11 protein-coding genes and 1 rRNA gene are annotated in these 13,578 nt (G+C 68.1%); 5 read left to right on the top strand and 7 right to left on the bottom strand.

Features of this window, described 5'->3' with window-relative positions:
* Positions 1–158 precede the first annotated feature (158 nt).
* On the top strand, positions 159–2,159 hold the full coding sequence (locus AMD30_RS03475; RefSeq protein WP_010841711.1) for a maltotransferase domain-containing protein: 2,001 nt from the start codon (positions 159–161) through the stop codon (positions 2,157–2,159).
* Positions 2,160–2,166: 7 nt separating this feature from the next.
* Positions 2,167–4,389, top strand: coding sequence for a 1,4-alpha-glucan branching protein GlgB (gene glgB, locus AMD30_RS03470; RefSeq protein WP_010841712.1), 2,223 nt, complete (start codon positions 2,167–2,169; stop codon positions 4,387–4,389).
* A gap of 73 nt (positions 4,390–4,462) precedes the next feature.
* On the opposite strand, the gene AMD30_RS03465 is transcribed toward glgB, so the two are convergent.
* The 4 genes from AMD30_RS03465 to AMD30_RS03450 all read right to left on the bottom strand — a co-directional run bounded on the left by AMD30_RS03465 (position 4,463) and on the right by AMD30_RS03450 (position 8,418).
* A complete protein-coding gene (locus AMD30_RS03465; RefSeq protein ID WP_010841713.1) occupies positions 4,463–5,419 on the bottom strand; it encodes a tetratricopeptide repeat protein in 957 nt (318 codons plus the stop codon).
* A gap of 95 nt (positions 5,420–5,514) precedes the next feature.
* Entirely contained in the window at positions 5,515–6,666 is a 1,152-nt protein-coding gene (locus tag AMD30_RS03460; protein ID WP_010841714.1) for an MFS transporter, read from the bottom strand.
* Positions 6,667–6,758: 92 nt separating this feature from the next.
* Positions 6,759–7,154, bottom strand: a complete 396-nt coding sequence (locus tag AMD30_RS03455) for a DUF3817 domain-containing protein (RefSeq protein ID WP_010841715.1) — start codon at positions 7,152–7,154, stop codon at positions 6,759–6,761.
* A 61-nt stretch (positions 7,155–7,215) separates the two neighbouring features.
* Positions 7,216–8,418 carry an acetyl-CoA C-acetyltransferase gene (locus tag AMD30_RS03450; protein WP_010841716.1) on the bottom strand — a complete coding sequence of 401 codons (1,203 nt, stop codon included), beginning with the start codon at positions 8,416–8,418 and terminating at the stop codon, positions 7,216–7,218.
* Between the two features lie 84 nt (positions 8,419–8,502).
* Here AMD30_RS03450 and mce point away from each other — a divergent pair, with 84 nt between their 5' ends.
* Together mce and AMD30_RS03440 are read left to right on the top strand one after the other, a co-directional pair.
* On the top strand, positions 8,503–8,973 hold the full coding sequence (gene mce, locus AMD30_RS03445; RefSeq protein ID WP_010841717.1) for a methylmalonyl-CoA epimerase: 471 nt from the start codon (positions 8,503–8,505) through the stop codon (positions 8,971–8,973).
* A gap of 195 nt (positions 8,974–9,168) precedes the next feature.
* A complete protein-coding gene (locus tag AMD30_RS03440) occupies positions 9,169–10,137 on the top strand; it encodes a hypothetical protein (RefSeq protein WP_035717065.1) in 969 nt (322 codons plus the stop codon).
* A 15-nt stretch (positions 10,138–10,152) separates the two neighbouring features.
* Here AMD30_RS03440 and nucS read toward each other — a convergent pair whose 3' ends face one another.
* Together nucS and glsA are read right to left on the bottom strand one after the other, a co-directional pair.
* Positions 10,153–10,836: an endonuclease NucS gene (gene nucS / locus AMD30_RS03435; protein WP_010841719.1), complete on the bottom strand. Its 684-nt coding sequence runs from the start codon at positions 10,834–10,836 to the stop codon at positions 10,153–10,155.
* A gap of 68 nt (positions 10,837–10,904) precedes the next feature.
* Positions 10,905–12,338: a glutaminase A gene (gene glsA, locus AMD30_RS03430; protein WP_055474729.1), complete on the bottom strand. Its 1,434-nt coding sequence runs from the start codon at positions 12,336–12,338 to the stop codon at positions 10,905–10,907.
* A gap of 90 nt (positions 12,339–12,428) precedes the next feature.
* On the opposite strand from glsA, the gene AMD30_RS03425 reads away from it, so the two are divergent.
* Positions 12,429–13,307 carry a universal stress protein gene (locus AMD30_RS03425; protein ID WP_010841721.1) on the top strand — a complete coding sequence of 293 codons (879 nt, stop codon included), beginning with the start codon at positions 12,429–12,431 and terminating at the stop codon, positions 13,305–13,307.
* Between the two features lie 93 nt (positions 13,308–13,400).
* On the opposite strand, the gene rrf is transcribed toward AMD30_RS03425, so the two are convergent.
* Positions 13,401–13,517, bottom strand: a 5S ribosomal RNA gene (gene rrf / locus AMD30_RS03420).
* Positions 13,518–13,578 lie beyond the last annotated feature (61 nt).

The following is a 13,578-nucleotide window of genomic DNA, read 5'->3' as shown; positions in this document are numbered from 1 at the left end:
ACCGACCCCGGCAGTCCCCGTCCGGCCGACACGGCGCGCGGACCATGACAAGACAATCCCGTCCGCGGGGCACTAGGTTGGGAACCGGTGATACCAACGAAGGCGAGACCGACAGCGCACCCCGGCCAGTCACGGGAGCTGACGACAGGAGGCTCCACGTGATCGGGCGCATGGGTATCGACGACATCGCACCCCTTGTGTCAGCAGGCCAGCAGCCGGCGAAAGCTGTTGTGGGAGAATACTTCCCGGTCAGCACCACAGCCTGGCGTGAAGGACACGACGCCATCGGTGTCACGCTGCACGTCGAGACACCCCGACGCGAGTCCTTCGACGTCCGAATGGTTCCGGCACCGGAGCCGGACACCTTCAACGCGGCCTTCGTGCCCGACGCCGTCGGATTCTGGACCTACCGCATCGAGGCCTGGAGCGACCCGTACGTCACCTGGCGCTCGGCCGTCATCAAGAAGCTCGACGCCGGGCAGGGCGCCGCCGACCTCGCCAACGACATCGAGACCGGCGCGCGGGTACTGGACACCGCAGCCGACCTGGTCGCCGGTGATGACCGAGAACTCCTGCTCGACGCCGCGCGCCAGCTCCGCGCACGTCGTCGCCGTGTCGAGAACCGGGTGGGTCTGGCGGTCTCCGACGAGGTCGTCGAACTGCTGACCGCCCATCCCGTCCGGGAGCTCGTCACCAAGAGCCGTACCTACCGGGTGTGGGTCGATCGCAAGCGCGCCCTGTTCGGCTCGTGGTACGAACTGTTCCCGCGCTCGACCGGCGGCTGGGACGGTGAGGGCAATCCCGTCCACGGCACGTTCCTCACCGCCGCCCAGGATCTGCCGCGCGTCGCGGACATGGGCTTCGACGTCGTCTACCTGCCGCCGATCCACCCGATCGGCGAGATCAACCGCAAGGGCCCCAACAACACCCTCGTCGCGGGACCCGAGGATGTCGGTTCGCCGTGGGCCATCGGATCCTCCGACGGCGGGCACGACGCCATCCATCCCCTCCTCGGCACCGAGGAGGACTTCGAGTACTTCGTCGGCCGGGCTCGCGAACTCGGCCTCGAGGTCGCTCTCGATCTGGCCCTGCAGTGCGCACCGGATCATCCCTGGGCGCTCGAGCATCCGGAGTGGTTCACCACCCAGCCCGACGGCACCATCGCGTTCGCGGAGAACCCGCCGAAGAAGTACCAGGACATCTACCCGCTGAACTTCGACAACGACCGCAACGGCATCTACCGTGCGGTCCTCAAAGTCGTCCTGCACTGGGTCGGGCTCGGAGTCGACATCTTCCGCGTCGACAATCCGCACACCAAGCCGCCGAACTTCTGGGAGTGGCTGATCAGTGAGGTGAAGAAGCGGCACCCCGACGTTCTCTTCCTCTCCGAGTCCTTCACGCGGCCGGCGCGGCTCTACGGCCTCGCCCGGCTCGGCTTCAGCCAGAGCTACACCTACTTCACCTGGAAGACGCTGAAGTGGGAGCTCGAGCAGTTCGGCCGGGAGATCGCCGACCACGCCGACGAGGCCCGCCCCAACCTCTTCGTCAACACCCCCGACATCCTGCACGAGAGTCTCCAGCACGGCGGTCCGGGCATGTTCGCACTGCGCGCCGCGCTCGCCGCGACCCTGGCCCCGACATGGGGTGTCTACAGCGGATACGAGCTGTACGAGCACGTCGCCGTGACCGAGGGCAGCGAGGAGTACCTCAATTCGGAGAAGTACGAGCTGCGGCCCCGTGACTACAAGGCGGCGGCGAGCCGCGGCGAGTCGCTCGAGCCGTGGATCACCTCGCTGAACGAGATCCGGCGCCGGCACCCCGCACTGCAGCAGCTGCGCAACATCCATTTCCACCATGTCGACAACCCGTCGCTGATCGCCTACTCGAAGATCGACCCGGTGTCGGGCGACCGGGTCATCGTCGTGATCAACCTGAACCCGTTCGGTCCCGAGGACTCCACGGTCTGGCTCGACCTGCCGAAGCTCGGCTTCGAGTGGTACGACCGCTTCCCCGTCCGCGACGAGGTCTCCGGCGAGGAGTACTGGTGGGGCCAGGACAACTACGTCCGGCTCGAGCCCTGGCGGTCGGTGGCGCACATCCTCGCCTTGCCGCCCCTCGAACCTGTTGCCGCACAACAGCTCGCCTATCGGATCCAGTGAGGTAACAGTGACCGATCGCACCGATCCGCCAGACCTACCCGACCCCTACGCGACCGACCACGACCTGCGTCGGCTCGCGGCGCAGACCCATCCCGATCCACACGCCTTCCTCGGCGCCCACGACGCGCCCGGCGGCGCGACGATCCTGCGCACCTTGCGCCCGAACGCGATCTCGGTGTCGGCGGTCATCGGCGGAGTCGATCATCCGATGACCCGCCAGACCGACGACCTGTGGGTGGTCACCGTGCCGATGGCCGACCTCATGGACTACCGGTACCGCGTCGTCTACCCCGATTCCACCGGGAGCACCTCGGAGTTCGTCGTGGCCGACGGTTACCGGTTCCTCCCGAGCCTCGGCGACGTCGACATCCATCTGTTCAGCGAGGGCCGCCACGAGGAACTGTGGAACGCCCTCGGTGCGCGGGTGACGTCGTACACGACCGCCGACGGCGACGTGCACGGCACCGCCTTCTCCGTGTGGGCGCCGAATGCCCACGGTGTCACCGTGATCGGCGACTTCGACGACTGGACCGGGCGGGTTGCACCGATGCGCAGGGTCGGGGTCAGCGGGGTGTGGGAGGTCTTCATCCCCGACGTCGGCGACGGGACCCACTACAAGTTCCGGGTCCATGGCGCCGACGGCGTCATCCGCGACAAGGCCGACCCCATGGCCTTCCGCACCAGCACGCCCCCGGCAACCGCGTCCCGGGTCACCGTGTCCGAACACGTCTGGACCGACGACGCGTGGATCGCGCGCCGGGAACGGTCCGCGCCCGAGCGTGAGCCGATGAGCGTCTACGAGGTCCACCTCGCGTCGTGGCGCCAAGGCCTCGGCTACCGCGAACTCGCGCACGAGCTGGCCGATTACGCCGTCGAGAAGGGCTTCACCCACGTCGAGTTCCTGCCCGTCGCCGAGCACCCGTTCGGCGGCTCCTGGGGTTACCAGGTCACGTCGTACTACGCGCCGACGGCCCGCTTCGGAACGCCCGACGACTTCCGCTACCTCGTCGACCACCTGCACTCCCGGGACATCGCCGTGATCGTCGACTGGGTGCCGGCCCACTTCCCCAAGGACGACTGGGCGCTGGCCCGATTCGACGGCACCCCGCTGTACGAGCATGCCGACCCGATGCGCGGCGAGCAGCTCGACTGGGGCACCTACGTCTTCGATTTCGGCCGGCACGAGGTCCGCAACTTCCTTGTCGCGAACGCCCTGTTCTGGTTCAGCGAGTTCCACATCGACGGTCTCCGCGTCGACGCGGTGGCCTCGATGCTCTACCTCGACTACTCACGACCGGCCGGGCAATGGCGCCCCAATGTGCACGGCGGCCGTGAGAACCTGGAGGCGGTGCAGTTCCTCCAGGAGACCAATGCCACTGTGCACAAACATTTCCCGGGCGTGATCACGGTCGCCGAGGAGTCGACCGCCTGGCCGGGCGTGACCCGCATGACCGATCTCGGCGGGCTGGGCTTCAGCTTCAAGTGGAACATGGGCTGGATGCACGACACCCTCGACTATCTGTCCCGCGATCAGATCCACCGCAGCTTTCACCACCACGAGATCACCTTCTCGCTGGTGTACGCGTGGAGCGAGAACTTCGTGCTGCCCCTCTCCCACGACGAGGTCGTGCACGGCAAGGGCACGCTGTGGACGCGGATGCCGGGCGATTCGTTCGCCAAGGCCGCGGGAGTGCGCGTCTACCTCGCCTACATGTGGTCCCACCCCGGTAAGCAACTGCTGTTCATGGGACAGGAGTTCGGGCAGACCGGCGAATGGGCCGACAACCGGAGTCTGGACTGGCATCAGCTCGAGGGCTGGGAGGGCGAACTGCACTCCGGCATCTCGGCCCTCGTCACCGACCTGAACCGGATCTACCGGTCCCGGCCGGCGCTGTACACCCAGGACATCGATCCGCTGGGTTACGAGTGGATCGACGCCAACGACACCGCCAACAACGTGATCAGTTTCCTCCGATACGGCACCGACGGATCGGTCGTCGCGTGCCTGTTCAACCTGAGCGGCTCCGACCGCGCCGACTATCAGGTCGGGTTGCCCTCGGCCGGTGTCTGGGACGAGATCCTCAACACCGATGCCGACGCCTACAGCGGTGCCGGGCGGGGCAACATGGGGTCGGTCACGGCGGATGGGTCGTCGTACCACGGACGTCCCGTGTCGGCTCGGGTCATGCTGCCCGCCAACTCGGCGATCTGGCTGGTGCCGCGGGAGTAGTGGTGTGTTTCGGAATCAGTCGCCTGGTTCCGAAACACACCACTCAGACTCCCGCGGCAGTGGCCTCAACCCGTCAGTAGAGGGCGCTGGCGAGCTTGCGCCGGGCGCTCACGACGAACTGCTCGGCGGGATCGAAGAGTTCGAACAGCTCGAGCAGCCGGGTGCGCGCCCGGGTGCGCTCCTCCCCCGCGGTCACGCGCACGACATCGATGATGCGGTCGAACGCGGCTTCGGGCTGTTGGTTGAGCAGCAGGACGTCCGCGGCCGCGAGCTGCGCATCGACGTCACGCGGGGACGCCGTCTCCACGATGGCGGGATCGTGCGCCTGCGCCCGCAGGATGAACTCGAGGTTCCGCGCGGCGGACACCGCTTCGAGGTTCTCCGGCTCGGCCTCGGCGATCGCCCGGTAGTCGGCGAGTGCGCCGTCGAAGTCGCCGTCGTTCAGCTTCGTCTCGGCGGCGACCAGCCTCGGGTCCTCGGGCTCCGGCTCGGGTGCAGGCCCGTCGGGCACGCCCGGGAGGATGTCGCCGATCTGGGCGAAGATGTCGTCGATCCACTGGGTGATCTCGGCCTCGGAACGCACCCCGTTGAAGGCGGTCACCGGCTGTCCCTGCACGATCGCGACGACCATCGGGATCGACTGCACCCGGAAGGCCTGTGCGATACGGGGATTGGCGTCGACGTCGACCTTCGCCAGCACCCAGCGCCCGCCCGACTGCGCGGCGAGGCGTTCGAGGACCGGCGACAACTGCTTACACGGCCCGCACCATTCCGCCCACAGGTCGATGACCACGAGTTGCTGCATCGACCGGTTGAGCACCTCGGCCTCGAACGTCTCCTCGGTGACGTCGAGGACCGCGGCCGCCGCGGTTCCCGCACCGGCGGCCGGCGACTGCCCGCCCTGGGCGGGCGGCTCACCGGGCGCGGCAGGTCGTGCTGCGGCCTGCGACTGGGCCCGTTGCGCTTGTGCGCGTTCGGCTTCGGCCCGCTCCTTGAGTACGCCGAGATCCACCGCGCCGGACATGGCCATGGCTGCTGCCGCCTGCTGTCGGGCCGCGGCGGCGGCCTGCTGACGATTGGTTGGTCGCGTCACCCCTCCAGTGTGTCACGACCGCCCACGCGGAATCAGATGACGTCGGGCGAACGCGTTCCGTCCGGTGCGGCGGTGCGCGTGCGGTCCGGGCGAACGACCGGTGCGAGCACGACGGCGAGGACGAGCGCCGCCACGGCCGCCAGCAACCCGGTGTTCAGCGAGGTCCGGCTGCTGATGAAGCCCACGACCGCGGGGCCGGCGAGCATGCCGAGGTATCCGCATCCGACGACGGCGGAGATCGTCCGGCCGCTCGACTCCCCCGACAGATTGCCCGCCGCGGTGAAGATCTGCGGGATCAGCCCCGCCAGACCCAGTCCGAACACACCCCATCCCACGATGGCGAGCGCGGGTACGGGCGAGAGCACCGCGATCAGGATCCCGGCGGTGCCGAGCAGGCCGCCGTAGCGGACGACCGCCACCGGTCCCACCGACCCGACGACCGGATCGATGACGAATCGCGCGACGGTCATCGTCGCGCTGAATGCGCCGAACGCGATGGCGCCGACGGCTTCGGCGGAACCGAAGGTCTCGACCACGTGCAGTGCACTCCAGTCGTAGGCGGTGCCCTCGGCGAGCATGAGTGCGAACGCGACCACCGCCAGCAGCACCAGGCGGCGCCGGTCCACGGTGTGCCACCACTTCCCGGACGCGGGGCCGTCGGCGTCTGCACGGCGTGCACTCGCATCGTCGGTCCCCACCTCGCGACCGGCCAGACCGCGCGCGTTCCACGCCACGACGCCCACACCGGCCACCGCGGCGCAGGCCACCGTGGGGATGACACCGACATCAGCCCACAGGGTCGCGGCCACCACCCCGGATCCCACCAGGCTGCCCGCCGAGAAGAAGCCGTGGAACGACGACATGATCGGTCGGCGGTGGGCCCGTTCGACCACGACCGCCTGCGCGTTCATCGACACGTCCAGGCAACCGTTGGCGAAGCCGAAGGCGACGAGCGCGGCCGCGAGGGTGAGCGCGTCGACGGCGAGCACCGGCGCGATGATCACCGCCGACAGCAGCAGCGCGGCCCCGATGGTCACCGGGCGAGAACCCCGGCGGTCGATCAGACGTCCGCAGACCTGCATCCCGACGAATGCCGAGGCGCCGAGCAGGAGGAGCAGGCCGCCGAGCTGATCATGATCGACTCCGGTGCGCGCGCTGATGACCGGGATGTGCGCCACCCACATCGCCGCGAGAAACCCGTTGAGTGCAAAGATCGCCCCGACGCTGCGGCGTGACCGGCGTAGCGTCGGGGCGATCGGAGGCGAGGTCGGGACGGTCAGGCCGTCGCCTGCCTGGGTGCGCGGTCGGTGGACAGCTCGGCGAGATGACCGTTGCGTCGCGCCCACCACTCGAACACGATCGTGCCGAACGGCGGAATGCTCGACGCCAGCGCGAGCAGGGTGACGATCGGGATCCCGATCCGGCGCGAACCCACCGGCAGCTCCCACTTCACGGAGTTCCACTTGAGCTGCACGGCCGTGAGGAGAGCGACGACAACGAAGAGCACGAAGACGATTCCGTGGATCATTCCCGGCTTGGCGATCGCCTCGTCGTCGTCGTTGACCCGCTTGACGACCATCGCGACCAGCAGGACAGCCCAGGTGATCGCCTCGGCGACGGCGACGAACCGAAAGCGCTTGGCGGGTGTGGTCAGGTCGAAGAAAGACAGCATGGCCCTCATTGTGCCGAATCGGACAGCAAACTACTACAATATGTCGTAGACATCTCGTTCGTCATGCCTTGGGAACCCGGACGATCAGAGCGTCACCCTGGCCGCCGGCACCGCAGAGCGCGGCCGCACCGACGCCGCCGCCGCGTCGCTTCAGCTCGAGCGCGAGGTGCAGCGCGAGACGCGCACCGGAGGTACCGATCGGGTGGCCGACGGCGATCGCGCCGCCGTTGACGTTGACGATCTCCGGGTCGATCCCCAGCTGCTGGGTCGAGGCCAGACCAACGGCGGCGAAGGCCTCGTTGATCTCGATGAGGTCGAGATCCGCGGGCGCGATGCCCTCGCGGTCGCATGCCTTGACGATCGCGTTGGCCGGCTGCGCCTGCAGGCTTGAATCGGGACCGGCCACGACGCCGTGGGCGCCGATCTCCGCCAGCCAGGTCACGCCGAGTTCCTCGGCCTTGGCCTTGCTCATGACCACGACGGCCGCCGCGCCGTCGGAGATCTGCGACGAGTTGCCCGCGGTGATAGTGCCGTCCTTGCGGAAGGCCGGACGCAGGCCGGACAGCGACTCGGTGGTCGTGTTGGCCCGGATGCCCTCGTCCTCGGCGAACTCGATCGGGTCGCCCTTGCGCTGCGGGATGGACACCGGGACGACCTCGTCGTCGAAGAGGCCGTTCTTCCACGCGGTCGCGGCGAGCCGATGGCTGCGCGCCGCGAACTCGTCCTGCTGCTCTCGGGTGAATCCGTCGGCGTCGTTGCCCTGCTCGGTCAGCGCCCCCATCGGCTGATCGGTGAAGGCGTCGAACAGTCCGTCGAAGGCCATGTGGTCGACGAGCTCGGTGTTGCCGTACTTGAAACCGCCGCGGCTGCCCGGCAGGAGGTGCGGCGCCTGGGTCATCGACTCCTGGCCGCCGGCGACGACGACGTCGAACTCGCCGGCCCGGATGAGCTGGTCGGCCAGCGCGATCGCGTCGATGCCCGACAGGCACATCTTGTTGATGGTCAGGGTCGGGACGTCCCAGCCGATACCGGCCTTGATCGCGGCCTGTCGAGCAGGCATCTGTCCGGCCCCCGCCGTCAGCACCTGGCCCATGATCACGTACTGGACCTCGGACGCGGGAACGCCCGACCGCTCCAGCGCACCCTTGATCGCGACCGCACCGAGGTCCACTCCGCTGAAGTCCTTCAGCGAGCCCAGCAGGCGGCCGAAGGGTGTGCGTGCACCGGCGACGATGACCGTTGTCGTGTCGGCAGTCGAAGTCATGAAGAGAACCTCCGGGGTGTGAGAAAAGGGGGCCAACCGAGCGCCCGCTCTGTGCGCTCAACACCTCAACGCTACCGTTGTCCCATGTCTTCCTCTGCAACGGACCCCAGCACCACCGCACTCATCTCCGACCTGATCGTCGCCATCGATCACGTGGGCATCGCCGTCCCCGATCTCGACGCCGCCAAAGAGTGGTATGCGACCCACCTCGGGTTCGAGACACTGCACCAGGAGACGAACGCCGAGCAGGGTGTCGAAGAGGCCATGGTCGGACCGGCCGGTGGCACCGGCGCGGTGATCCAGTTGCTCGCACCGCTCGACGAGTCGTCCACCATCGCCAAGTTCATCGACCGCAACGGTCCCGGGCTCCAACAGCTCGCCGTGCGGGTGACCGACGTCGACGCGGTCACCGCACGACTCACCGAAGCCGGCGTCCGCGTCCTCTACCCCGCCGCCAAGCGAGGCACCGCGGACTCGCGGATCAACTTCGTGCACCCCAAGGACGCCGGCGGTGTGCTGCTCGAACTCGTGGAGCCAGCCGCCACCGCGCACTGACCGGTCGCGACTGCCGAAAGTCGCTGCCCCGCTGACCAACTCAGCATGACCGACCGGACGGACCCAACGACGGCCCGACCGGTCGGCGCGTCCACGCGGTCGTCCTCGCCACGACCGCGTGGACCGCAAGAATCGTCGCGCGCGTCGTCGCCGACGCCGAGGAGATCCCGCGAGCTCTCCGATACACTGGCCGCCATGCCAGGTCCAGCACGGCAATTGCCCTTCGCGATAGTGATGCGCGGTTATGACCGTGAGCAGGTCGCCGACCACCTCCAGCGGCTCGACGCCGATCTGCGCGTCCTCGCTGCCGATCGCGATGCCGCCACCGCCAACGCGCACGAGCTCGCCGCGCATCTCGAGGACGCCCGCGAGGAGATCGCCGAACTGCGCCGCGAGGTCGACAAGCTCTCGGTCCCGCCGACCACCGCACAGGGCATGAGCGAGCGACTGTCCCGCATGCTGCAACTGGCGTCCGACGAGGCGTCGGAGATACGCGCCGAGGCCTCGGCCGAGGCTGCCGAGACACTGTCCATCGCCCGCCAGGAGGCCGCCGACATGCGGTCCTCCGCCGCGACCGACGCCGAGCGTGTCCGCGGCGAGGCACGCACCGCCGCGAAGAAGCTCGTCGACGAGGCCGCTGCCAGGGCGCGGCAGGTCAAGGAGACCGCGGCCGCCAACGAGTCGGAATCCGCCCGCCTCATCGCCGAGCGGACCGCCGCGATGGAGGCCGAACACACCAAGACGATGCAGGCCGCGAAGGACGAAGCCCGTCGTCTCGTGGAGAAGGCCAAGGCGGAGGTCGCCGAGTTGGAGGCGGTCAGCGCCGCCGAGCGCCGCGCCGAGCGCGAACGCCACGACGCCGAGCTGGCCGACCAGCGCGAACGCGCCCTGGACGAAGCCGCACACATCCGGCAGACCGCGCTCGACATCGCCACGGAGCGGCTCGACAGGTCTCGCGAACTCGCCCAGGCGGCCGATCAGACACGTCAGGACATCGCCGCGAATCTCGGCCGGCTCCGCGAGAAGCTCGCCGAGCTGCCGGAGCTGCTCGCCCAGCCCGACGACTCCGAGTACGCCGTCCTGTCCGACGCCGACGACCTCGAGCTCCTCGACCGCAAGCTGTCTCCGGAGGCGCGGTCGTCGGAGTTGCGCTCCAACGCCTGACCGGCTCGGCGTGCTCTAGAAGAGCCGGAACTCCGTGCTCTCCGCTCCCCGCAGTTCGTCGTAATCCAGCACCACACAACGGATTCCGCGATCCTCGGCGAGAGTCCGGGCCTGCGGCTTGATCTGCTGGGCGGCGAAGACCCCGGCAACCGGGGCGAGCGTGGTGTCGCGGTTGAGCAGCTCGAGATAACGGGTGAGCTGCTCGACGCCGTCGATCTCACCGCGCCGTTTGATCTCGACGGCCACGGTGGCACCCGACGCGTCTCGACACAGCAGGTCGACCGGCCCGATCGCGGTCATGTACTCGCGGCGGATGAGGGTGTGGCCCGGCCCCAGCGTCTCGACGTGCTCGGCGAGCAGTTCCTGCAGGTGCGCCTCGACCCCGTCCTTCACGAGCCCGGGGTCGACACCGAGCTCGTGCTGGGAGTCGTGTTCGATCGACGCGATGGTGATGCGGAGTTCTTCACCGGCCTTGTTGGTGACGACCCAGTACGCCTGCGCCTGCGTTCCGTCGGGAACCTGCGCCTCGGTGAGCCAGCACGGCGGGCTCATCCAGTTCAGTGGCTTGTAGGCACGGTCGTCGGCGTGCACGCTCACCGATCCGTCGGACTTGATCAGCAGCAACCGCCGAGCCATCGGCAGATGAGCGGTCAACCGCCCCACGTAATCGACCTGACACTCCGCGATGACGAGACGCACGTGCCCACCCTAGGGCATCGGAATCGAGTTCCCCTCGACCCCCGGCGGTCGCGTCGCCCATGCCGCGGTCACTGGTCGTAATAGTGCTTCAGCAGAAACGTCTCGGCGTCGATGACCGCGTCGTCCATCGTCGAATGCACATGTGGAAGCGCAGGATCGAAGCCCTGGAGTTCCGGCGGCGCATCGAGATCGGGCACCGCCGCATCGTTGCGGTGCCGGTCGACACTGGAACGGACGACGCCGTCGGGGTCGACGAGAGCCGCACGCCGCCCGCTGTCGTCCAGCAGTCGTTTGATGCTCAGCACCATGGTGCGTGCGACGGCGTCGATCACCCCGATCCGCGAGATCTCGACGATGACCACGGTGTACTCGTCGAGGTCGGCTTCGAGGCGTCGCTGCACGCTCTCGGCGCCCGCGAAGGTCAGGTCACCCTGCAGTTCGTAGACGCGGATCCGGTCGCGACACGTCCGGAGGTAGCTGCGCTCCTGTTCGCCCCACTCGGCGCTGACGGGAGTGTCGGCGAGGTCGTACACCGAGCGGATGGTCACGCGGCTCTCTCGTGTCACGTTGAACATGTGCAGCCCGAGGTCTGTCGACAGATGGCGGCATACATCCACTCCGCGGACGCTGTTGCCGTGGGCGTCGAGCCGTGGCGAGTACACGCCGATGCCGAGCTGGCCCGGGAGCACCGCGAGGATGCCGCCCCCGACGCCGCTCTTGGCCGGCAGTCCGACGGAGGTGACCCAGTCACCCGCGCCGTCGTACATGCCGCACGTCGTCATCACGCTCAGCAACCGCTGCGCGGTTTCATTGGAGAACACCGTCCGGCCCGTACGGGGATTCATCCCGCCGTTCGCGATGGTGGCGCCGATCCCGGCGAGGTCGTCGGTCGTCACCCGGATCGAGCACTGCCGGTAGTAGAGATCGAGCGCCGCGTCCGGACTGGTCTCGAGGGCGCCGAAACTGTCGAGCATGTACGCGATGGCTCGATTGCGCGAACCCGTCGCGGACTCTGAGGCGTAGACCTCCTCGTCCATGACCAGATGCCGGCCGGCACATCCCGAGTAGAACTCGAGCACCTCTCGGAACGCGGCATCCACCGCGGCGTCGTCGACATCCCGCGTCGGCGGGAGGAGCATCGACGCGGCGAAGATCGCCCCGGCGTTGATCATCGGGTTCTTGGGGCGGCGACGATCGTCGACGCTGATCTCGTTGAACGCCTCCCCCGACGGCTCCACGCCGATCTTCGCGTCGACCGCCGCGGTGCCGTGCTTCTTCAGGATCATCGCGTAGGTGAGGGGTTTGGAGACCGACTGGATCGTGAAGGTCGTCGCCGAATCACCCTGCGAGTAGGTGTGCCCGTCGTGCACGCACAGCGACAGCCCGTAATCCTCCGGGTCGACGGCGGCGAGTTCGGGGATGTAGTCGGCGACGTGCCCGGACCGATCCGAGTGGCATTCGTCCATGATGTGGCTGAGGTATCCGTCGACGAGGGATCGCATGCCCCCATCTAAGCGTGTCCCCCGACGTTGCGTCCCGATGACTAGGCTGGCGACGAACGGGGACCGGGATAGAGACGTTTGGGAGTACGGATGAAGCTGCTCGTCGCCTACATCGCCACCTCGGGGGGCGAGGACGCGGTCGCACTCGGTGCCTGTCTCGCGCGCACCTTTGACGCCGAACTCGAGCTCTGCATCGTCATCCCTCCCGAGCCCGAGAGTGCCGACCCGTCCGAACAGGTGTCGGTGGAACGGCTCTCCGACGCCCTTGACAGCGCCGCCAGACGTTGGCTCGACGCGGCCGCGGAGAATCTGCCCGACGACATCGAACTCACCACGACCATCGCCGAACACCCCAATCCGGGTGAGGGACTCATCGTCCAGGCCCAGCGGACCTCGGCGGACATGTTGGTGATCGGCGGCGCCGGCGGCGGCATCCGCGGGCGGCATACGCTCGGGACCGTCGTCAACGACATCCTGCACTCGGCGCCGGTGCCGGTCGCGGTGGCCCCACCGGGGTTCGCGCATCTCGGTGCCGACGAGGTTCGGGAGATCTCGGTCGCCATCGGCGATCGACCCGGGACCCCACTGCTGTTCGAGACGGCGCTTCGGAGTGGTGTTCGTGCCCACCGGCCGATCCGCTTGATCTCGCTGGTGGCAGTCGACGACGTGCAACCATGGCGCACCGAGCCGGAGGAGCGGGCACTCGATCATGCGCGCGAGCATGCGCGCCGCAGCCTGGAAGCAGCCAGAGAGCAGCTGCCACAGGACTTCCCGGTGAGCTCAGTAGTTGCCCAGGGATCCACGGTCGAGGAGGCCGTCGGTTCGCTGGACTGGCAGGACGGCGACATCGTCATGGTCGGATCCAGCCGGCTCGCGGCGCCCAACACCCTGTTCCTCGGCACGACCGCGGCGAAGATCCTCCGCGCTGTGTCCGTTCCGATGATCGTCGTTCCCAAGGGCACCGACTGAGTCAGGGGCCCGAATCAGGGGCACAGACCGAGTTGAGCTGGATATGAGAAATGCCCCGCAACCAGGGGGTTGCGGGGCATTTCTGGATGTTGTGTTCGGCGGTGTCCTACTCTCCCACACTGATTAAGGTGCAGTACCATCGGCGCTGGAGGGCTTAGCTTCCGGGTTCGGAATGGGGCCGGGCGTTTCCCCTCCGCTATAGCCGCCGTAACTTTGTGAAACAACCACACACGATTGCTTGTTTATAGCTTTCGTGTGTTGTTTCAGAAGT

The organism is Gordonia sp. HS-NH1, assembly GCF_001418765.1.
In the GTDB taxonomy this organism is placed as follows: Bacteria; Actinomycetota; Actinomycetes; order Mycobacteriales; family Mycobacteriaceae; genus Gordonia.
Note: the sequence above shows the minus strand (reverse complement) of the source record. Positions and strands in the feature narration are given on the sequence as shown.